This window comes from Melghirimyces algeriensis, assembly GCF_900182565.1.
GTDB lineage: Bacteria > Bacillota > Bacilli > Thermoactinomycetales > DSM-45169 > Melghirimyces > Melghirimyces algeriensis.
Genome location: NZ_FXTI01000002.1, coordinates 98798 through 119958, shown reverse-complemented (window position 1 = coordinate 119958; position 21161 = coordinate 98798). Strand labels below are relative to the sequence as shown.

Annotated in this window: 22 protein-coding genes; 21 read left to right on the top strand and 1 reads right to left on the bottom strand. The window is 47.9% G+C overall.

The genetic code is table 11. The annotated features are described in order from the left end of the window. Positions 1-218: 218 nt before the first annotated feature. The 3 genes from rsmD (at position 219) to FN782_RS03620 (ending at position 1596) form a co-directional block, all read left to right on the top strand. Positions 219-788, top strand: a complete 570-nt coding sequence (gene rsmD, locus FN782_RS03630) for a 16S rRNA (guanine(966)-N(2))-methyltransferase RsmD (RefSeq protein WP_142504425.1) — start codon at positions 219-221, stop codon at positions 786-788. A gap of 5 nt (positions 789-793) precedes the next feature. Next, a complete protein-coding gene (coaD, locus tag FN782_RS03625; RefSeq protein WP_142504424.1) occupies positions 794-1276 on the top strand; it encodes a pantetheine-phosphate adenylyltransferase in 483 nt (160 codons plus the stop codon). 92 nt (positions 1277-1368) lie between these two features. Then, positions 1369-1596, top strand: coding sequence for a hypothetical protein (locus tag FN782_RS03620; protein WP_142504423.1), 228 nt, complete (start codon positions 1369-1371; stop codon positions 1594-1596). Here FN782_RS03620 and ylbJ read toward each other — a convergent pair. Then, on the bottom strand, positions 1593-2843 hold the full coding sequence (ylbJ, locus tag FN782_RS03615) for a sporulation integral membrane protein YlbJ (protein WP_142504422.1): 1251 nt from the start codon (positions 2841-2843) through the stop codon (positions 1593-1595). The two genes, FN782_RS03620 and ylbJ, sit on opposite strands and share 4 nt — an antisense overlap. 114 nt (positions 2844-2957) lie before the next feature. On the opposite strand from ylbJ, the gene FN782_RS03610 reads away from it, so the two are divergent. The 18 genes from FN782_RS03610 to FN782_RS03525 all read left to right on the top strand — a co-directional run bounded on the left by FN782_RS03610 (position 2958) and on the right by FN782_RS03525 (position 20809). After that, the gene (locus FN782_RS03610; RefSeq protein WP_142504421.1) at positions 2958-3731 is read left to right on the top strand and encodes a patatin-like phospholipase family protein; all 774 of its coding nucleotides are present in this window, start codon (positions 2958-2960) and stop codon (positions 3729-3731) included. 19 nt (positions 3732-3750) lie between these two features. After that, the gene (locus FN782_RS03605; protein ID WP_142504420.1) at positions 3751-4797 is read left to right on the top strand and encodes a SepM family pheromone-processing serine protease; all 1047 of its coding nucleotides are present in this window, start codon (positions 3751-3753) and stop codon (positions 4795-4797) included. A gap of 73 nt (positions 4798-4870) precedes the next feature. Beyond that, positions 4871-5389: a YceD family protein gene (locus FN782_RS03600; RefSeq protein ID WP_142504419.1), complete on the top strand. Its 519-nt coding sequence runs from the start codon at positions 4871-4873 to the stop codon at positions 5387-5389. A gap of 43 nt (positions 5390-5432) precedes the next feature. Then, on the top strand, positions 5433-5606 hold the full coding sequence (gene rpmF / locus FN782_RS03595) for a 50S ribosomal protein L32 (protein WP_142504418.1): 174 nt from the start codon (positions 5433-5435) through the stop codon (positions 5604-5606). A gap of 215 nt (positions 5607-5821) precedes the next feature. Further along, positions 5822-6382 (top strand): transcription factor FapR, encoded by a 561-nt coding sequence (fapR, locus tag FN782_RS03590; RefSeq protein WP_246064832.1) that lies wholly within the window; start codon positions 5822-5824, stop codon positions 6380-6382. Continuing rightward, on the top strand, positions 6383-7381 hold the full coding sequence (gene plsX, locus FN782_RS03585) for a phosphate acyltransferase PlsX (protein ID WP_142504416.1): 999 nt from the start codon (positions 6383-6385) through the stop codon (positions 7379-7381). It begins immediately after the preceding gene. Then, positions 7378-8379 carry a beta-ketoacyl-ACP synthase III gene (locus FN782_RS03580; protein ID WP_142504415.1) on the top strand — a complete coding sequence of 334 codons (1002 nt, stop codon included), beginning with the start codon at positions 7378-7380 and terminating at the stop codon, positions 8377-8379. Before plsX ends, FN782_RS03580 begins: the two co-directional genes overlap by 4 nt. Before the next feature lie 19 nt (positions 8380-8398). Next, positions 8399-9334 (top strand): ACP S-malonyltransferase, encoded by a 936-nt coding sequence (fabD, locus tag FN782_RS03575; RefSeq protein ID WP_142504414.1) that lies wholly within the window; start codon positions 8399-8401, stop codon positions 9332-9334. Between the two features lie 13 nt (positions 9335-9347). Then, complete coding sequence (fabG, locus tag FN782_RS03570) at positions 9348-10091, top strand: 3-oxoacyl-[acyl-carrier-protein] reductase (RefSeq protein ID WP_142504413.1); 744 nt, start codon at positions 9348-9350, stop codon at positions 10089-10091. Positions 10092-10166: 75 nt separating this feature from the next. Beyond that, positions 10167-10400, top strand: coding sequence for an acyl carrier protein (locus FN782_RS03565; protein WP_142504412.1), 234 nt, complete (start codon positions 10167-10169; stop codon positions 10398-10400). Positions 10401-10486: 86 nt separating this feature from the next. Next, positions 10487-11734, top strand: a complete 1248-nt coding sequence (fabF, locus tag FN782_RS03560; protein WP_142504411.1) for a beta-ketoacyl-ACP synthase II — start codon at positions 10487-10489, stop codon at positions 11732-11734. Positions 11735-11751: 17 nt separating this feature from the next. Next, complete coding sequence (rnc, locus tag FN782_RS03555) at positions 11752-12438, top strand: ribonuclease III (RefSeq protein ID WP_142504410.1); 687 nt, start codon at positions 11752-11754, stop codon at positions 12436-12438. 149 nt (positions 12439-12587) lie between these two features. Continuing rightward, a complete protein-coding gene (locus tag FN782_RS03550) occupies positions 12588-12773 on the top strand; it encodes a DUF8066 domain-containing protein (protein ID WP_484177356.1) in 186 nt (61 codons plus the stop codon). Between the two features lie 200 nt (positions 12774-12973). Then, positions 12974-16564, top strand: a complete 3591-nt coding sequence (gene smc, locus FN782_RS03545) for a chromosome segregation protein SMC (RefSeq protein ID WP_142504408.1) — start codon at positions 12974-12976, stop codon at positions 16562-16564. A 12-nt stretch (positions 16565-16576) separates the two neighbouring features. Continuing rightward, positions 16577-17560 (top strand): signal recognition particle-docking protein FtsY, encoded by a 984-nt coding sequence (ftsY, locus tag FN782_RS03540; RefSeq protein ID WP_142504407.1) that lies wholly within the window; start codon positions 16577-16579, stop codon positions 17558-17560. Positions 17561-17763: 203 nt separating this feature from the next. Further along, positions 17764-18348 (top strand): hypothetical protein, encoded by a 585-nt coding sequence (locus FN782_RS03535; protein ID WP_142504406.1) that lies wholly within the window; start codon positions 17764-17766, stop codon positions 18346-18348. A gap of 531 nt (positions 18349-18879) precedes the next feature. Next, complete coding sequence (locus FN782_RS03530; protein ID WP_142504405.1) at positions 18880-19359, top strand: PH domain-containing protein; 480 nt, start codon at positions 18880-18882, stop codon at positions 19357-19359. Then, a complete protein-coding gene (locus FN782_RS03525; RefSeq protein WP_185956010.1) occupies positions 19352-20809 on the top strand; it encodes a PH domain-containing protein in 1458 nt (485 codons plus the stop codon). Before FN782_RS03530 ends, FN782_RS03525 begins: the two co-directional genes overlap by 8 nt. Positions 20810-21161 lie beyond the last annotated feature (352 nt).

Below are 21161 nucleotides of genomic sequence, written 5' to 3'. Positions count from 1 at the left end.
GATCCGAACATGGTCGGATCCTGAATGGGAGAGGAGAAACCGGAGGAAGAGCTTATGGGGAAACGTAAGTCTTCTCCGTGGTATGACAGCGTCTCCCGACGCTGTCATACCTATCTTTACCTTTGAGGGATAAAATATACATCCGCTGATTGTTTTTTGGTGGAAAAGCCCTTTTGTGATAGGATAAATGTGTTTACTATATGACGGCAGGTGTCAATATGAGAATTATTGCCGGTAAAAGTAAGGGGATTCGGCTGCGATCTGTTTCCGGACTTTCTGTTCGACCGACGACGGATCGGGTGAAGGAATCACTGTTTCAGATTATCGGACCTTATTTTGATGGAGGAAAGGTGTTGGATCTGTTTGCAGGGACAGGCTCTCTGGGATTGGAAGCTTTAAGCCGTGGAGCGGATCAAGCAATTTTTGTCGATCGTTCACAGGCCAGTGTGAAAACGATCAAACAAAATATTAAAATGGCAGGAATGGAAGAACAGTCTGAAGTTTACCGCAGGGATGCCCGTTCCGTGCTCCGATCATTGAAGCGAAGAACGGAATTATTTCGTCTCATATTTCTTGATCCTCCATATCAGGAGAAGCTCCTTCCGGATGTACTGACCTTCATTTCGGAAAACGGATTGCTGGAGCCTAGAGGCATGGTTGTGGCCGAGCACGGGGTAAATACCCAATTGAATCCGGACTATGGGGGATTGGTTCGAATTCGCAGTTTGTCTTACGGAGATACTACTATTGATCTTTACAGCAATGATCCGCATGAGCTTGAGGGGTGAAATGGATGACACTTGCTATTTATCCAGGGAGTTTTGATCCCATTACGAATGGTCATCTGGATATTGTGAAAAGAGGGGCCAGGGTATTTGATCAAGTAGTGGTCGCTGTCCTACATAATGCCCAAAAGCAACCGCTTTTTTCTGTAGAGGAAAGAAAGCGGCTGATCCAGGAAGTGACTGTGGATATGGACAATGTGGAAGTGGACAGTTTTAATGGTCTGTTGATTGATTATGTACATGAAAAAAAAGCGAATGTGATTATTCGAGGGCTTCGTGCTGTGACCGATTTTGAATATGAACTTCAGTTTGCGTCCATGATGCGTAAACTGGATGAACAGGTGGAAACGTTGTTTATGATGACCAATAACCAATACTCTTTTCTGAGTTCCGGTATCGTCAAAGAGGTGGCATCCGGTGGAGGGGACATCACAGGACTTGTCCCGGATTTGGTGGTGGACGCCCTTTCACGGAAATATGGATTTCATTGATTCTTTTGATAGCTGTAAAGCAAGGTGAACCCGATGAGAACATCGGGTGAGACTGCTGACAAAGGTAATATTAAAAAAGAGGGAGATTTCCGGTGGAGCGTCCTTTTCCGACGACTCAGCGGAATCTCCGGAGGTACCAACCGTTTAGCGGACACCTGCTTTTCCCTCTTGTCCGCTGGTTGAGGTCGGAGGGGATGGAACGGACCATTCCGCTTCTTTGCTGGAGGAAAGAGGTGCGGAGACGGAAATCTCCCCTCCCCCAATTTGTCATGAATTCACCCGATGAAAAACATCGGGTTATTCTTGATCGAATCATTTAAAACTGTTTTGTTCGTATTTGGTGGATGAAACGTATAAAGATACTTAAAAGAACCAGGATCAAAACAATACTTACCATTTTCCATCCAAAAAATGAGATTTGTTTTGCTATGCTGTCCCAACCGGTAACTGGATATTCCTGAAAAAATGCAGGTACGGAGGTACTGTTGGATTGAATATAGTCTCCGACTGGATTCCAAAGCAGAAGAGTGATCCAACAGGCGATGATTCCATGGAGTATGCGTGCTAGGCAATATGGAGTGTAACGGATATCGGTTTTGCTTAGAATACTTGCAACCTGTGCATGTACGGAGAAACCGCTCCATGCGGTAACTGCTCCGACAATAGCGATTTTGTAGGCCATATGAATGGAATTTGGCAATTGGCTGGCTGCCTGTGCCCCTAAGGTGATTTCAAATACACCAGCAATGATAGACCCCGATAATTCGGATGGAAACTGAACAAGAGTGAGAAGCCCACCGATTACAGAAGAAAACAGTTCGGTGATTCCGGCTTGTTTTAAAACCTCAATCAATACGGAAAACATAATGAGAAAGCCTCCGATCAACAGGAGTGTTTGAATAGAGGAATGGATAGCTTCGCCCATCAGTTGTCCAAAATTGCGTCCGTCTTTCAACCGGGCATGGTGCATTTCACGAAAGGCACGAAACAGGACAAAGGTTGGGTCCGGTTCCGGCGGTGGGGTAGCCGGTCCGTGAGGTTCATGAAATCGCATCATAAAAGCGACAATCAGGCTGGATATATAGTGAGCGATGGCAATGATGATTCCCAATGTGGCATCGTGGAAAAAACCTACTGCAACTGCTCCAAACATAAATAAAGGGTCCGCTGTATTGGTGAAAGAAACCAGACGCTCCCCTTCTGTCCGGGTGATCAGCTCCTGTTCACGCAAACGGGCTGTTAATTTTGCTCCAATCGGGTATCCTGATGCCAGACCCATCGCCATCACGAAAGCACCTGCTCCTGGAACGCGGAAGAGTGGGCGCATCAACGGTTCCAACAAGACCCCCAAAAAATGAACAACACCAAAACCCATCATGATTTCTGATGCGATAAAAAAGGGAAGTAGAGCCGGAAAAACAACATCCCACCAAACTTTGAGTCCCTTTAGTGAAGATTGAAATGCCTGTTCCGGAAATAAAATAATGGATATTACCAGAAATAATGCGACCATCCCCAGGGATAAGGAGTGAAAACGGCTACGAAAGGAAGAGTTGATCGGCTCCATTGAAATCCTCCCGTTATCTGCTGGCTTTGATAACATGTCTACGTAACAATCGAGCAAAATAGACCGCCTGTCTTATATATGAATAAACAGGTTGTATAAAGAGGGGGAAATTGAATGTCCAGATCATCAAAAAAAGTGGGGTTGGCATTGGGTTCCGGTGGAGCCAGAGGGATGGCTCACATCGGTGTGTTGAAGGTGCTGAAGCGGGAGGGGATTCCCATCGATTGTATTGCCGGAAGCAGCATCGGCAGTCTGGTTGGTGCCATTTACGCCCATGGGCACGATCTGGATATGATTGAGAGTCTGGCGGTTCATCTGAAACGAAATGTGTGGTTGGACCCAACTATTCCCCGACGGGGATTTATTACAGGCAAAAAGGTGAAAGAACTGATTCGCTTGTTGACCCATGATAAAAACTTGGAGGACCTCTCCTTACCGATGGCGGTGGTAGCGACAGACCTGACCAAAAGAGAGCGCGTTGTGTTCCGGACCGGTCCGGTAAGTTTTGCAGTGCGGGCAAGCATTTCGATTCCGGGAATATTTGAGCCTGTATACTGGAAGGGACGAACATTGGTGGATGGTGGGGTGATTGATCGAATTCCCATTTCCGTTGTTCAGGAAATGGATGCAGATGTCATTATCGCGGTGGATGTGGTTCCCGGAGCCACTTCCGTCCGAATCAAAAATATTTTTGATGTCATCACACAGACTTTAAGTGTGATGGAACGGGAAATCTTAAATCAACGGTTGTTGAGGGCGGATATACTGATCCAACCGGACTTGACAGACATCAGCTCAACCGCTTTTACCGATGTGGCGGAGTGTATCCGTCGTGGAGAGGAAGCGGCTCTTGTCCAACTGGATCGCATAAAAGGTCTGATTAAGTAATCAGGGAGGCATAAACCTGATGAACAAAAGCAAACAATGGTATCAAAGACCCTGGATTGTTACAGGGATGGTTGTGATTTTATTGCTGTTGATTCTGTTTGTTGTTCCGGTGCCGTATTATGTGATGCAACCAGGATCTGCGATGGAGGTGCGTCCCATGGTCCGCGTACAAGGGGCGCAAGCCGAAGAAAAGGGAGCATTTTTGATGACCACCATATACATGGGAAAGGGAAATGTTCTTGGAGTATTGCTCTCTCAATTTGATTCCCGCTATGAGCTGGTTCCCAAGAAGAATGTACTGATTGAGGGTGAAGATCCGGAGGATTACCGGAAAAGGCAGAAGAAAATTATGGAAATCTCTCAGCAAAAAGCGATTCTGGCTGCATTTCATGAGACCGGACACTCCGCAAAAGAACGTCTTCTGGGAGTGAGGGTGTTCCGGGTCTTGCAGAAAATGCCGGCTACAAATGTGTTGAAAAGTGGAGATCTGATCATAAGAGTGGATGGAAAAAACGTAAAGACGACTGAGGATTTGCTTACATACCTGGGCAAAAAGAACATTGCGGACCGGGTGACATTACAAGTGAAACGGGACGGGAAGGTCTTGACCAAAAGGATCAAATTAGGGAAATTGAATGGAGATCGTCCGGGGATCGGGATTGAACCGATGACGGAAAGAAAGGTGAAAACAACTCCCAAGGTTACCATTCATGCGGATGATGTTGGGGGACCCTCTGCCGGTCTGATGTTTACATTGGAGATTATCAATCAGTTGGTGGAACATGATTTGACGAACGGTTATCGGGTAGCGGGAACAGGAACGATTACACCCGAAGGGCAAGTGGGACAAATTGGCGGGATTCAACATAAAATTGTTGCAGCGGAAGAGGAAAATGCGGATATTTTTTTTGTCCCTGCGGATATCCATCCTAGGGATTCCAACGAGAAACTTGCAAAGAAGACAGTAAAAGAAATCGGGGCGGATATGAAGCTGGTTCCCGTGAAAAGTTTGGATGAGGCATTGTCCTATCTGGAGAACGAAGTGGACTTGAATAAAGCGTCGTAGCGGGTTGGCATTGACAAAAGTCCATTGTTTGACATATAATGACCCTGTTTTGAAAAGGGAGTCGGATGAATCCATGTTATTCAGATTCCGGGAATTGCAGGAACAGACCAGTCCGGTTGAGCTGGAAGGGGAAGTGAAGCTGGAAGGCTTGGAGGAAGAAAATGCCGATCTGGTTTCCATACTTCCTGTACAAGTAAGCATCGTGGCGTGGAAGGAACGTCCATTGTTTCACATGCAGGGGCAACAATTTGCTGAAGGAATCTTCCGTTGTTCCCGATGTCTTACCACGTATGAAGACAGTATTTCTTCGGATTGGCATGAATTGTTTACCGATCAAGAGGATCGGATGGAACGGAGTAAGGAAGAAGAGGAGATTCACCTGATCCGTTTGGATCAACTGACAGATCTTACTCCCTTCATTCGTGAATCGTTATTGCTCAATATCCCTCTGGCTCCGGTCTGCCGGGAAGATTGCAAAGGGTTGTGTCCCAGTTGTGGTACCAATTGGAATGAAAAGGCTTGTGGATGCGACAACCGCAAAATTGACCCCCGGTTGGCGGGGTTGGAAAAGCTCTTGAAACGGGATGATTGATCCCCTGTGATCAACAGGATTTTTGAAGAGGGGGGTGAAAGAGATGGCAGTACCTTTTCGACGGACATCCAAAACACGTAAACGCAAGCGTCGGACCCATTTCAAGCTGTCGGTTCCAGGAATGGTAAAATGCCCGCAATGCGGTGAAATGAAGTTGTCCCACCGTGTTTGTAAGGAATGCGGTTACTACAAAGGAAATGAAATCGTAAACGACTGATTGTTTCACTGTATAACACAGGACCCTTTTCGGGTCCTTTTTGTTTTGTTGAAATTGTTTTTGGACTTTTTGAAAAGCGGCGGCTTGATCAGCTAATTTGGGGATGAAAAATGGATGGATCTGAAATCAAAACTTGCCATGGGAAATGGTTTTCGCTATACTGATTTAGTACTTGGTACTAACATGTGGTTATAAAAGGTGGTGACCCCTCCGCTGTGCGCCTGTCCAAACGTGAACGTCAAAAAAAGTTGAAGCTTTCTCTGGAAGCAGAACCTTTTCTGACGGATGAAGAGATGGCTCGACGATTTGGGGTAAGTATTCAAACGATCCGGCTTGACCGAATGGAACTTGGTATTCCTGAGTTGCGGGGGCGGATAAAACACATGGCGGAGAAGAACTTTGATGGAGTTCGCTCTCTCTACCCGGAAGAGGTGATCGGTCAGGTGACAGAGCTGAAGTTGGATCACAGCGGAGTTTCTGAATTGGAGATCCGCGAGGAGCATGTTTTTGCCCGTCATCGGGTTGCCAGAGGACATCATTTGTTTGCACAGGCTAATTCTCTGGCGGTTGCTGTTGTGGATGCTGAGGTGGTGCTAACTGCTACCGCAAGCATACGATTTGTCCGGCCCGTGCGATTGGGGGAAAAGTGTGTGGCTGTAGCAAGGGTAACAAAGGTTACCTCCAACCGAACTCAGGTTGATATTCAAACCTTTGTTGAGGATGAAGTTGTTTTTCAAGGGGTTTTTGATGTGTACCGCTCAAAGGAGGACCAGTGAATGCGTATCGCTTTAGACGCCATGGGAGGAGACCATGCTCCGAAAGCGATTGTGGAGGGTTGTTTAGAAGCAGCTCAGAAATGGCCGGATATGGAGTTGGTTTTGTTGGGTCATGAGCAATCAATCAGGTCGCTTCTGGGCCAACCCCTTCCAGATAATCTCACTATGCACCCGGTAGAGGAATGGATTGAAGCCGATGAAGAGCCGGTGCGGGCGGTTCGGCGGAAAAAAGGTTCTTCGATCGTGGTGGGTTGCCGGATGGTAAGGGAGCAGAAAGCAGATGCCTTCATCTCCGCCGGAAATACCGGCGCGTTGATGGCTGCCGGCACCATGGTGACAGGGCGTCTTTCCGGCATTGACCGTCCTGCTCTCGCTCCCATGTTCCCAACGTTGGATGGAAAAGGTGTATTGGTTTTGGATGTGGGTGCCAATCCGGAAGCAAAACCGGTACACCTTGAGCAGTATGCACTGATGGGGGCGCTTTACGCGGAGAATGTTCTGGGTTTTGACAAACCTCGTGTGGGTCTGTTGAATATTGGGACTGAAGAAGGAAAAGGTACGGCTCTGACGAAAGGCGCATTTGAGTTGATAAAAAAACTCCCTATTCACTTTGTGGGGAATGTGGAATCGCGGGATATTCTTCAGGGAGTATGTGATGTTTTGGTTTGTGACGGCTTTACCGGGAATGTACTGCTGAAAAATACAGAAGGTGTTGCCAAAGGCATTTTCGCACGATTAAAAGAGGAACTGTCCCGAAACGCGTTTACAAAATTGGCGGCAGCGATCTTAAAGCCTGGACTGAAGCGCTTTGTCAAGGATATGGATTATAAAGAACATGGCGGGGCACCTCTTCTGGGTCTGAAGGGTCCTGTGGTGAAAGCTCATGGCTCATCCGATACCCTTGCGGTATTGAATGCCGTACGCCAAGCCCGGCGTTTTGTGGAACGGGATGTGATCTCGGCAATTTCCAAAGAATCTCAGCGATTGGAAAGGGGATGAAGGCCATGGGGTCAGTGGGAATTATCGGTACGGGATCTTATCTGCCTGAAAAGGTATTGACAAATGCTGATCTTGAAAAAATGGTGGATACAAATAACGAATGGATTGTCAGTCGTACAGGAATTCGGGAGCGGCGGATTGCTTCCGATGACCAGGCCTCTTCCGACCTAGCAACGGAAGCGGGCCGCCAAGCATTGAGATCTGCGGGTATTCGAGCTGAGGATGTGGACTTGATTATTGTCGCTACAGTCACCCCGGATATGGCATTTCCCGCTACAGCGTGTCTGGTTCAGGATCAACTGGGCGCGAAAAAGGCAGCGACCTTTGATTTGTCTGCCGCTTGCACCGGATTTCTATATGGAATTGCATCCGCCTCACAGTTTATCCAGAATGGAATCTATCGCTATGCACTGGTGATTGGAGTCGATTGTCTTTCCAAGATTACGGATTTTACGGATCGGAATACTTGTATCCTTTTTGGTGATGGGGCTGGGGCTGCAGTGTTGGGTCCTGTGGAGGACGGAAAGGGCTTTCGTTCCTTTGAGCTGGGGGGTGATGGGTCTGGAGGTCACTTGTTAAAGCAACCGGCCGGAGGCTCCCGGATTCCGGCAACGACAGAATCTGTCCAGCAGCACCTTCACTATATTTCGATGAATGGCCGCGAAGTATTTAAGTTTGCTGTTCGGGTACTGGGGGTTTCTGCGGAAGAAGCTCTGAAAAAAGCCGGAATGACCAAAGAGGATATCGATTTTCTCATTCCTCACCAGGCGAATGACCGGATTATTGAAGCGGCTGTCCAGCGGCTGGGATTATCGAGAGATAAAGTGGTGGTCAATCTGGATCGTTACGGAAATATGTCTTCCGCTTCCATTCCCGTTGCCTTGGATGAAGCGGTGAGAACAGGTCGGATCAAAAAAGAGGATACATTGGTGTTGGTTGGTTTTGGTGGCGGTATGACGTGGGGAGCTTCCGTCATGAAGTGGACCATGGATACCTGATGTCAAGGGAGGAAGCATTTTGGGTAAAACAGCATTTCTATTTCCTGGACAGGGATCTCAAGCGGTTGGTATGGGAAGACTGGCTTTCAATGAAAGCACTCGTGCCCGTGAATGTTTTCAACAAGCGGATGAAATCCTGGGTTTTCCTCTGTCACGTCTCTGCTTTGAAGGGCCAGAAGATGAGTTGAGGTTGACAGCCAATGCTCAACCGGCGATCCTTACGGCTAGCATCGCTCTCTATCGGATGATGGAAGATCAGATCGTAGAGCCGGATTTTGTTGCCGGTCACAGTCTAGGGGAATATTCCGCTTTGGTGGCGGCTGGAGCGCTCTCTTTTGAGGAGGCATTGAAAACCGTAAGACAACGGGGAATGCTGATGGAAGAAGCGGTTCCCGCTGGCAGAGGGGCGATGTCTGCTGTGCTGGGTCTTGATCGCGGGATGGTAGACCAAATCTGTCACGAGATAAGCAACGAGCACGGTGTTGTGCAACCTGCCAACTACAATTGCCCCGGTCAGTTGGTGATTTCCGGAGAGAAGAAGGCGGTTGATACAGCTGGCGAACGGATGAAGGAAGCTGGGGCCCGTCGGGTGATCCCTCTGTCCGTCAGTGGTCCCTTTCACTCCAGTCTGATGAAGCCGGCCGCTGACCGCATGAAAGAGGTTCTCGAACAACTAGCGATTCAGGATGCCAAGATTCCGGTAATCGTGAATGTATCCGCCCGTCAACAGACGAAATCCGGTTCGATTCGCCATGCATTGATCCAACAGGTGGCTTCACCCGTTCTTTGGGAAGACAGCATTCGTCGAATGCTGGATGAGGGTGTGGATACCTTCGTTGAGATTGGCCCCGGTAATGTGTTAACCGGGTTGGTAAGAAAGATACAGCGAGGGGTTCGGGCTGTTTCCGTTCAGGATGGAGAATCAATGAGGAAAGCTTTGGAAAAGATGGTTTAAGGGAGGCATGTCGATGTTAGCTGGTAAAGTTGCTTTGGTAACCGGAGGTTCCCGGGGCATTGGTCGGGCGATTAGTGTTTCCCTCGCCGAGTCCGGAGCGAATGTGGCTGTCCTTTATGGAGGAAACCGTGAAGCCGCAGAAGAAACCGCGGAGCAGATTCAAAAAGCTGGTAGTCAGGCGGTTATCATTCAAGCTGACGTTTCCAAAGCGGATGAAGTGAATGCTGCGGTAAAACAGGTATTGGAGACCTTTGGACGGATTGATATTCTAGTGAACAATGCCGGAATCACCCGTGACAACCTGGTGCTTCGGATGAAAGAGGAAGACTGGAACCGGGTAATGGATACCAATCTGAAAGGAGTCTTCCTTGTAACCAAGGCGGTTACTCGTCCAATGATGAAGCAGCGGTTCGGTCGCATCATCAATATCAGTTCTGTTGTCGGGATCGCAGGCAATCCTGGGCAAGCCAACTATGTAGCAGCCAAGGCAGGTGTCATCGGTTTAACCAAAACCATGTCCAAGGAACTCGCCAGCCGTGGAATTACGGTAAACGCTGTTGCACCCGGTTTTATTGAAACGGATATGACAGCCAAGATGGGAGAGGATGTGCGCGGAGAAATGTTGCGTCAGATCCCTCTCGCCCGTTTTGGCAAGCCGGAAGATGTAGCCCAGGCTGTTCGTTTTCTGGCCTCTGATGGAGCGGAGTATATTACAGGGCAAACACTGAATGTGGATGGAGGCATGGTGACATCCTGACCCTTAAATCTTTTGTAACCTTTGCTAGTTTTTTTTTCAACCATCTCGTATAATACGTGAGGGGAGGTGAAGGAAATGGCAGATGTATTGAGTCGAGTACAGCGAATTATTGTGGATCGTCTGGGAGTGGACGCTTCCGAAGTAACTCGCGAAGCTTCAATTAAAGATGATTTGGGAGCTGACTCCTTGGACGTCATGGACATGATTCTTGAATTGGAAGATGAATTTTCATTGGAGATTTCCGACGAAGAGGCGGAAAAGATTAACACAGTTGGGGACATCGTAACCTATATTGAGTCCCGTTCATGAGAAGTTGGAAGTCCCGTTTCAGGCGGGGCTTTCTCCCCTTATATAGAGTAAGACGATGTCAGTAACGATCAAAGGCGGTGAAGAGATTGTCGAAACGGGTAGTGATCACCGGTTTGGGGGTCCTTTCGCCGATCGGCAACGATATACCGACATTTTGGAACAACCTGATCAGTGGAAAGTCCGGGATTGGACCTGTCACTAGATTTGATGCCAGCGACTTTCCTACCCGGATAGCAGGGGAAGTAAAAGGGTTTGATCCCCTCGAATATATGGATCGGAAAGAAGCTCGCCGGATGGACCGTTTTGTCCAGTTTGCAGTGGCAGCTTCCCAAAATGCTTTAAAGGATGCCGGAATCGAGATCGATCGCGAAGACCCGGACCGGATCGGAACGTATATCGGTTCAGGGATCGGTGGATTGCAAACATGGGAAGATCAACATCGAAATCTTATCGAAAAAGGTCCCCGAAGGGTCAGCCCCTTCTTTATTCCGATGATGATTGCAAACATGGCCGCTGGACAAGTTTCCATATCCACGGGAGCCAAGGGGCCTTGTAGTGCAGCGATTTCCGCTTGTGCCACAGGAACGCATTCGATTGGGGACGCAGCAAACATTATTCGACGGGGAGATGCAGATGTCATGATTGCCGGCGGGACAGAAGCGACTGTCACCCCGATGGCTTTCGCCGGTTTCTGTGCAAACCAGGCCATGTCCCGGCGAAATGATGAACCGGAACGGGCAAGCCGTCCCTTTGACAAAGAGCGTGACGGATTTGTTATGGGAGAGGGGGCTGGAATCCTGATCCTGGAGAGTCTGGATCACGCCTTGGACCGAGGAGCGGAGATTGTTGCGGAAGTGATCGGTTATGGGATGAGCGGAGACGCTTATCATTTGACTGCTCCGGCACCGGAAGGGGAAGGTGCTGCCCGTTCCATGAAGCGAGCGTTGAACGAAGCTGGACTGAAGCCGGAAGACGTGGATTATATTAACGCTCACGGGACTTCCACCGGTCCGAATGACAAATTTGAGACCATAGCTATGAAAAATGTTTTTGGAGACCATGCCTATCGATTGGCTGTCAGTTCCACCAAGTCGATGACAGGTCACCTTCTGGGGGCGGCTGGAGGAGTGGAAGCAATCGCCACTGCTCTTGCATTAAAGGAAAAAATCTTGCCTCCCACCATTAACTATGAATATCCTGACCCTGACTGCGATTTGGACTATATACCCAATGAAGCGCGTCGGGTAAATGTGAACGTGGCTCTGTCCAATTCTCTTGGATTTGGCGGTCATAATGCGACCATTGCTCTGAAAGCTTACGACGGAGCGGAATAAGCAGGTGGTGATCGGGGATGAACCTGGCTGAACTTGGGCAGACGATCGGCCTGTCTCTCCAAAATGAAAAGCTGTTTTTACAAGCATTTACCCATACATCATTTGCTCATGAGCGAAAAGGGGAGCGCCACCAACCGGATAATGAACGGTTGGAATTCCTTGGGGACGCCGTGTTGGAGCTTGCAGTGTCAGAACACCTGTACCATCGGTTCCCTCACTTAAAGGAGGGCGATTTGACCCGCATGAGGGCTAGGATTGTCTGTGAACCTTCCTTGGCTTTTTTTGCGAAAGAACTTCAATTTGGCAAATATGTTCGGTTGGGTAAAGGAGAGGAGAGAACAGGGGGTAGAAATCGTCCTGCCCTGTTGGCAGATGTATTTGAAGCTTTTATTGGTGCTCTTTTTTTGGAGAAAGGGCTGGATGGAGTGTGTAAGTTTATGGAGTCTGCTATATTCCCACGGATCGACGAGCAGTGGCTTGCCCAAGCTTCGGATGCCAAAAGTCGGCTTCAGGAAGCGGTTCAGCAGGAGCATCTCGGTTTATTGGAATACCAGATCGTCGATGTCAAAGGGCCGGCCCACGACCGACAATTTGTGGCGGAAGTCTGGTTGGCGGGTGAAAAGATCGGAAGGGGTACCGGGCGCTCCAAAAAAGAAGCGGAACAACGGGCTGCTGCCGAAGGACTCCAGCGCTTTCAAAAATAAAACGATGAATGGATTGAACCACCGGTACCCATTTGACCGGTGGTTTTTCATTGGAATAGAAAGGAAAATATCGAATGCATATAAAAGTGTATGGATGGTTGAGGATGGTATGAGACTGCGAAGAAAGGATGTGTGTTAAATTGCATGTAATGCAACTGTTTTCCATTATGATGATCGGTTTGTATTTAGGCGTGGTCTTCTTCCTTTTGGTTCTCGCTTGGCGAGGGGTTAAGGCGCATGAACGGCTGGCAGTTTCCGTAGAACGCTCGGTGGAAAATATGAAGCGGTATGAGGAAAGCAAAGGAAAAGATAACAATGAGTCAGTTTGTGAATAGGAAATACCATATTTCTATTGAAAAACCGAATGAAAATTCCTGACTAAAGAGCGGTTATGATCAGTTGAAAGAAAAAAGAACAGAGAAGTGGATGCGGGACTGGAAGGATCGATGACCCGTATTGTAGTTTGTAGTAAAATATAATATCGGACAGTCTGTGAACTGTCAAAATAGAGATAAGGAAGAAAGGAGGGAGCGAGGTGCATCTCAAACGATTGGGAATGAGCGGCTTTAAATCTTTTGCCGATCGGACGGAATTGGAGTTTCCTCCTGGAGTGACGACAGTGGTAGGTCCCAACGGAAGCGGGAAGAGCAATGTAACGGATGGCATTCGCTGGGTTCTGGGAGAGCAAAGTGCCAAATCACTCCGGGGTTCATCCATGCAGGATGTTATTTTTTCGGGAAGTGATGGAAGGAAGCCTGTTGGTTACTGTGAAGTGTCCATCACCTTTGACAACTCGGATCATCAGCTGAATCTGGACTATTCCGAAGTGACCGTCTCCCGGAGGGTATATCGGTCGGGCGACAGTGAATTTTATATCAACAAACAAGCCTGCCGGTTGAAAGATATTCATGAGCTGTTTATGGACACCGGGATTGGAAAAGATGCTTATTCCATGATTGGACAAGGTCGAATCGATGAAATTTTGTCCACCAAATCGGAAGACCGACGTGCGATCTTTGAAGAAGCAGCAGGGATTGTCAAGTTTAAATCCCGCAAAAAAGAAGCAGAACGAAAGCTGGACGCTACGGAACAAAATCTTTCCCGGATACAGGATCTGGTCCTTGAGCTGGAAGAGCAAGTGGAACCTCTGAAAGAACAAGCTGAAGAGGCCAAGCAATACAAAGAGTGGAAAGCCGAATTAACTCGAAGAGAGATTGGGCTTTATGTACATAAAATTGAATCCCTGCATCAAAACTGGCAGGAAGCGAATCATTCTCTCCATCAACAGACGGAGGAGAAGGCTCGATTGGTGGAGGAAGTATCCCGCAGAGAAAGTACGCTGGAAGAATTGCGCTCAAAAATCAATCAAAAGGAACAGGAAGTGGAATCGCTTCAGGGAAAGTTGCTCCGTGTCAGTGAAGAGTTGGAGAAAACAGAAGGACAGAGAGATGTTCTCCAGGAACGGGCCCGAAACCGGGCGGAGTCCATAAAACAAACCCAGGAGCGAATCGGGGAACTGACGAAGGAGCTGGAGCGCTTAAAAGAAGAGCACTCCCAACAAAAGGAACGTCTTCAAGAGAAACAAAGGCAGCTTGCGGAAGCGGAAGAAGGGTTAAGGAAGACGGAAGCTCGCCTGTCTGTGGATGGGACAGAAACCGTGGAGGATCTGAACCGAATGAGGGAAGATTTACAGGAGCTTTTGCACCAACGGACCCGTCTTCAGACTGATAAGGAGTATTTGGAGGGAGAAAAAAGCAAACTGGCCGAGCAGCTGGAGCAGCTCCGCAAGCAGGAAGAGTTGGACCGGCGTGCAGTGGAGGATCTCAATAAGCGGAAGAGTGAGTTGGACCAGGAACTTCAACGGTTGGAAAATGCATTAAATCAGGGAACAGAGGAATATCAACAAGGGATCAATCATCGCAAGCAGTTGGAACAGGAAATGAATAATGCTGCCAATGAGCTTCGCCAGTCTGAACAGAAACTGGACAGTCTTCGTTCCCGTCAGGAAATTGTTAAGGAAATGGAAGCGGATCATACGGGATTTCTTCAGGGAGTCCGAACCGTTCTGAAAGCCCGTGACAGGGGTGTTTCTTCGTTGGCGGGGGTTCATGGTGCTGTTGCACAACTGATCCGCGTGCCCAAAGAATACGAATCGGCGATTGAAACCGCTCTTGCCGGAGCAATGCAACATCTGGTGGTGAAGAATGAAAAAACCGGAAGAAGTGGGATTCGATTTTTGAAAGAACGAAAGGCAGGCCGGGCCACCTTCCTCCCTTTGGATGTGATTCGCAGTCGGTCTCTTTCCTCCTATGAGCTGGAAATGTTAAAAGAGATGTCCGGTGTGGTAGGAGTGGCTGCGGATCTGGTGAAAGCGGACAAAGCCTATCGGACGCTTGTTGAGAATTTGCTGGGACATGTGATTGTGGCTCGCAAATTGGAAGATGCCAATAAAGTGGCCCGCCGGATGGGTTACCGCTATCGGATCGTCACTCTGGAAGGAGATGTGGTGAATCCTGGAGGTTCCATGTCCGGGGGAAGCCGACAGAAATCAAGAGCCAACCTCTTGAGTCGATCCCGACAAGTGGAAGTGTTGGATCAGGAAATTGAACAGGCGAAAAAAGAGAGGAATATGGCAGATGCTCTTTATCGGAGAGCTTGTACCCGTTTGGAAGAATTGAATACCCGTTTGGAAGCCATTCGGGAAGAAGGAGAAAAACTCCGTCTTCGAGAGCAGGAGTTGAAAGGGAATCAGCGGGAGTTGGCGGTAGAGGTCCGCAATTTGGAGACCCGTTGGAATGAAACCAAAACCCGGATGCTTCAAATGAAAGAAGAGGAAACAGAGGTAAGGGATCGGATTTCCCAGCTGAAAGAAAAGGAAGGGACCATGGATGCCGAAGAGACGGAGCTTCGCAAAAAGATTCACTGGTCTCAGGAGCGAGTGGAACGTGAAGCCTCTGAAAAGGATGAAGTAAACCGTGAGATGACCGACTGGAAAATTAAAGGGGTCCGGTTGAACCAAGAGCGTGAATATTTGGAAGCGGATTGCCGAAGGCTGGAAGGTGAAAAGGAACGGGTCCTTCAGCAATTGAAGGAAGCCAAGGAGCAACTGTCCCAGTTGGAATCCGGGGAGTCGGACCAGCAAGGGGAAAGAGAATCCCTGTCCCTTCGCGCAGAAGAGATGAGAGAACAGAAAAGGGTTGCACAGGAAACACTCACTGCGGCAAAAGACGAGCGTGACAGTTTTCACAGGGAGCAGAAGGAACAGGAGAAAGAATTGCGTACTCTCCGGGAGGAATTGAAAAAAAGAGAGGATGCACTCCACCAGCAAGAAGTAAAGGTGAATCGGATGGATGTGGAATTGAATCACCTGCTGGAGAAGCTGGCAGAGGAATATGAGATCAGTTACGAATTGGCGAAGGATCGGTATGAAAAACCGGAGGACTCCAAACAGGCAGAACGGGAAGTGCGTTCCCTTCGCGGGAAGATCGCTTCTTTGGGAGAAGTAAACCTGGGAGCGATTGATGAATACAATCGGTTGAGTGCCCGATTTGACTTTCTCAGTTCTCAGCGGGATGACTTACTCGATGCCAAGGAGTCTCTGGAAGAAGTGATTCATAATATTGATTCGGAAATGTCCAACCGGTTTCAAGAATCTTTTACAGCGATCCGTGAGGAATTTCACGATGTTTTTGCTAAAATGTTTGGTGGGGGACGGGCTGATTTGCAACTGACCGATCCAGATAACCTTCTGGAAACCGGAATTGAAATCACGGCACAGCCACCAGGGAAAAAACCGCAAAATCTGGCTCTTCTTTCTGGTGGAGAGCGGGCATTGGCTGCCATTGCTCTCTTATTTGCTGTCTTGAGATACAAACCGGTTCCTTTCTGTGTCCTGGATGAAGTGGATGCTGCACTGGATGAGGCCAACCTTTCCCGTTTTACTGAGTATCTGCGGGAGTTTTCCCAAAAAACACAGTTTATTATTATTACACACCGCAAGCGAACCATGGAAGGAGCCGATGTGATGTATGGAGTAACCATGGAGGAAGCGGGCGTTTCTCGGATTGTCTCCATCCGGCTGGAAGATTTTGAAGAAGAAAAAGAGGTGGCAGCTGCCAAGGCATAAGGAGGTCGCAATATGAGCTTTTTTCAACGGTTAAAAAAGAGTGTTTCCCAAACAACGGAGTCCGTGACGCAAAAATTTAAAAGCGGACTGTCAAAAACCAGCACTTCTTTGGTGGGTGCAATGGACACCGTGTTCAGACGCAGTAAGATTGATGAGGATCTCTATGAGGAATTGGAAGAGATTCTGATTGCCGCCGATGTGGGTGTAAATGCCACGATGGAGATTGTGGAACGGCTCCGCACAGAAGTGAAGGAACGGAAAGTGAAGGAACCGGAAGCGTTGAAACCTCTTCTCTCCGAAATCCTGCTGGAGATTCTGAAGGGTGAAGAAGAAGAGGATATCGGCATGAATACCGTTGATGATGATCTGAGCATTATTCTGTTTGTTGGGGTAAATGGGGTTGGCAAGACGACTACCATTGGAAAGCTGGCTCATTACTATAAGGAGCAAGGAAAGAAAGTAGTTTTGGCAGCCGGGGACACGTTTCGCGCAGGAGCGATTGAACAGTTGGAAGTCTGGGGGGACCGGGTTGGTGTTGATGTGATCCGCCACCAGGCAGGTTCCGATCCGGCGGCAGTAATTTTTGATGGTATCCAGGCTGCCCGTGCCAGAGGCGCGGATATCCTGATCTGTGATACAGCCGGGCGGCTGCAAAACAAAGTCAACCTGATGGAAGAGTTAAAGAAAGTGCACCGGGTGATCGGACGGGAGGTGCCCGGAGCCCCTCATGAAACACTATTGGTGCTGGATGCCACCACAGGACAAAATGCGATGAAGCAAGCCCAGATTTTCAATGAAGCAACACGTGTTACAGGGATTGTCTTAACCAAGATGGATGGCACGGCTAAAGGCGGAATCGCTCTGGCCATTCGTCGTGAGCTGGGTGTGCCTGTCAAATGGGTCGGGCTGGGTGAAAAGATGGATGACCTTCAGCCCTTTGACAGCGAACAGTTTATCCATGCTCTGTTTGTGGAAGAGGTTGAAAAGGAAGCATAACGGCTCTTTCGATTCTATTATGAAAAGGGCGATCATCAGAGTGGATCGTCCTTTTTGTACATATAGACCATTGAATATGAAGAGGAAAGAAGTGGGGAACGATATTTCTGAATCAACGTACTTCAGGAAACACATCAAATGTTTCAATACGCTTCCTTCAGTATCGGGTCGGTCATCACTATGTATTTACGCCTGAGAAACTGTTGAAGGATACCTATGTTCTTAATGTTCATGGAAATTCATTTGTAGTATTTAGTAATCAAGAGGATCTCCAACGGCTGGGGATTTTATGGTCGATTGCTGCTCGATTTAAAAATGCGTTTATCTATCTTCCCACTCGGAAGAATCCCTTGACTTCCTATCTAAAAGAGTGCTGGTCCCAAAACGGATTGGACCTTTTACTTTTGCAACATCATGTGCAATTTCCGTTGAAAAGGTGGAAAACAATTCGTTCTAATCTTCGGAGAGGAAAAGTGGTCTCAGTAAAGTCCAGGATCGATCAGGATCTTAACCTTACGTTTGAAGATTACTGTCTGCTGTGGGATCAGTATCCCCATGACCGGTTGGATGTGAAACAGCGTTATGAAACACTGTTCTTGGTTGGCAGCTCCAGGGTGTTTCACTATATGGTCCCTGGCTTCTTTCAATTGTCCCGAAGTGGTCCCCGCCTTTCAGGTTCCGGGTATCATGATCATATCCATTTGGATTCTTTCTTGAAAGGTGAGACCACTGATGAATATACCTCACTAGCGGTTGATTTTTATGATCGGAAGATGTGGAGCAAATGATAAACTACTTTAAGTGAATAAAGGCGGATGACTTAAAAAAAAGAACCCGGACTCCTGTTTCAGGATTTAGGGTTCATTTTTTTCGTGATTTGTATTATATGTCCAATATTTCTTTTTCAAATATCTGATGCCCATTTTCCAATCCGATATATACCTTTTTAATCTTCATATATCCTTCGTATAGACGGGTGTATCTCTGATTTCTTCCTGCATATAGTGATATCATTTAAGGTTTGCTGTTTCGCAAATCACAAAATCGGTAAACTCGCCGCCCAATGCAGAACTGTAAATAGGATACAAAGTGAAGCCATTTTCCTTCAGGAACCTGAACCGATTCCCGTAATCTCCTTCTTTTTTAGAGGGGTATGGTAGATGGAAACCGAAAAAGCGTTATAAGAACCGATTATATTCTCCGAAATTACCTAGTTTTTTATAATAGTTCAATTGACAGGATTTGTGTTTTGATGTACCGTCCAATTAGAACACTAATACATAATAACAACTCTCTCTGATTAGGAGGGATATATCTCATTGGAACAACCACCAAAACACCGCATTGATTCGGCAGGGGTACGAGTATGGACGATCAGCAGTGTGATCACGGCTCTTGTCTTGTATCTGATCGCAGTCGGATTGATATTTGCTGTTCAATATTGGGAGTGGCCATCATGGCTTCCTCCAGTCGCCTTTGGACTGGTTACAGTGATTATGATTCCGTCTGTATTTTTCTTTCCACGACTTCGCTGGCGATACTATCGATATGAAGTGTCGGAGAAAGAGGTTTATCTGCAATCCGGCTTCTTTTTTCAGTCGAGAACACTGATTCCCATGGTGCGCGTTCAATATGTGGAGACGGAAGAGGGACCGCTTTTGCGCCGTTACGGTTTGGCAACGCTTACCATTCATACGGCGGGCGGGGAATCCTTTACCATTCCTGCATTGCCAAAAGCGGAGGCGCATCAACTGCGTCAACAGCTACATGCATGGGTGAGGGTGGATGAAGATGAATAAACGGCGCCTTCACCCTTCCATGATTCTCTTTTCACTATTGCGAGGAATGAAGGAATCCGTACCCGGTTTGCTGGGTATTTTTAGCGTTCGGTGGTTTCGGGAAGGGGCATCCTTTTGGAGCGGGGGGATCGAGTGGTTTATCGGATTTCTAGGAATCTTCTTTCTTCTTTCGCTTTTGAGCGCCGTTTTGAGATGGTATCGAGAGAAATTTTGGACGGAAGACGGGCATTTTTGCCGGGAAGTGGGGGCCTTGTTTCGCAAACGGGTGGAAATTCCGTTGGAACGGATTCATTCCATCGATGAGTCAGAGACGCCTTTTCACCGGATGTTTGGAGTCGTTCAGATTCAGATGGAGACGATCGGGGGCGATTCGGAGGCGGAAATCCAGTTGAAAGCTGTCTCCTGCAAGGACGCCTACAGGTTGCGTGAGGAGCTCTCCCGAACGGTTGAATCAGATGATGATATGCAGACAACGGAATCTGCTGCTCCAATCCGTCGCATCAATGGCCAGGAACTTTTCAAAGCGGGAGTAACTTCAGGGCGGTTTGGGGTGATCTTCGGAATTCTGGGGACAGTTTTCTCCACCGTTGATGATCTGTTTCAGTGGGACTGGGTAGAGGAATTGAAGAATTTGTGGGAGTCAGGAATCGGGTTTCCGATCTGGATCTTGATTTTGGTTCCTCTGTTGCTGGCCTGGTTGTTTTCCATACTGGGAACCTTGGTGACCCATGCCCACTTCACTGTGCGACGGGAGAAAACGCATCTGATTGTGGAACGTGGCCTGTGGGAAAGGAATCGATCAACGCTTCCTCTCAAGAAAATCCAGGCGATTCATGTGATCGAGAACCCGCTTCGGCAACTCTTTGGTCTGGTTGAGGTAAAAGTGGAGTGTGCGGGGTATGGGGAGGAAGAGAAGCAAAAGGTTGTTGCATTTCCCCTTTTAAAACGGACGGAATTAACGGCTTTTCTGGAAGCGTTTTTTCCTGAATATGCAACCGTTGTACAAAAGCCGTTGCATTCACCTCCCGATCGCTGTTTTAAGTGGGGGTTGATGTTTGAAATCCCCGTTCTGCTGATTGCGGGTGCGCTATGGTTTTTCTTTCCCTCTTGGGGAGGATGGACATTTCTGTTACTTCCGCTGGGTGTGCTCTATGATCTGTTGACATTTCGGGATGCCGGATGGGCTCTGGACGGTGATTGTTTGGTGATTCGTTCCCGTGGGATCAATCGGAAAACCATTTTGATTCCACGACGGGCAATGCAATGTCGAACGATGGAACAGACACCGTTGGGCAGGTGGCAAGGTTGGGCTTGCTTTGCCACAACGCTGGCTTCAGGTGAGGAGTATGAGACAAGTCCCATGGAAAGAAAAGAGGTATTGCAGTTGATTCAGGCATTGGACCCCGAACCGGGTTGGAAGTCCGATCAGGTTGCAAAGATGAGTGGTTAAACAGCTGATGAGAAGAAAAAGTCGAGACTGCTGACAAAGGTAATAAGAGGAGGATTTTCATCCATTTTCGACAATCCAGCGGAATCCCAGGAGGTCCCAACCGTTTAGCGGAAATCGTAGGGGGTGAAACCACCGATACGGCTTCCTTACTGGAGGAAAGAGATGCGGAAACGGAAATCCCCTCTCCCCACTTTGTCATCAACCTCAGTCCACGTACAAAGCGTGGACTTTTTTTCTTTGGGATTCATTCGTTATCATGATGGCTACTCACATGGCAAAACTTTCCGACATTTTGAGTCTCGACAATTTTTTGAATATGTGATACGTTTCTATTAACGGAACAAAAAAGGAA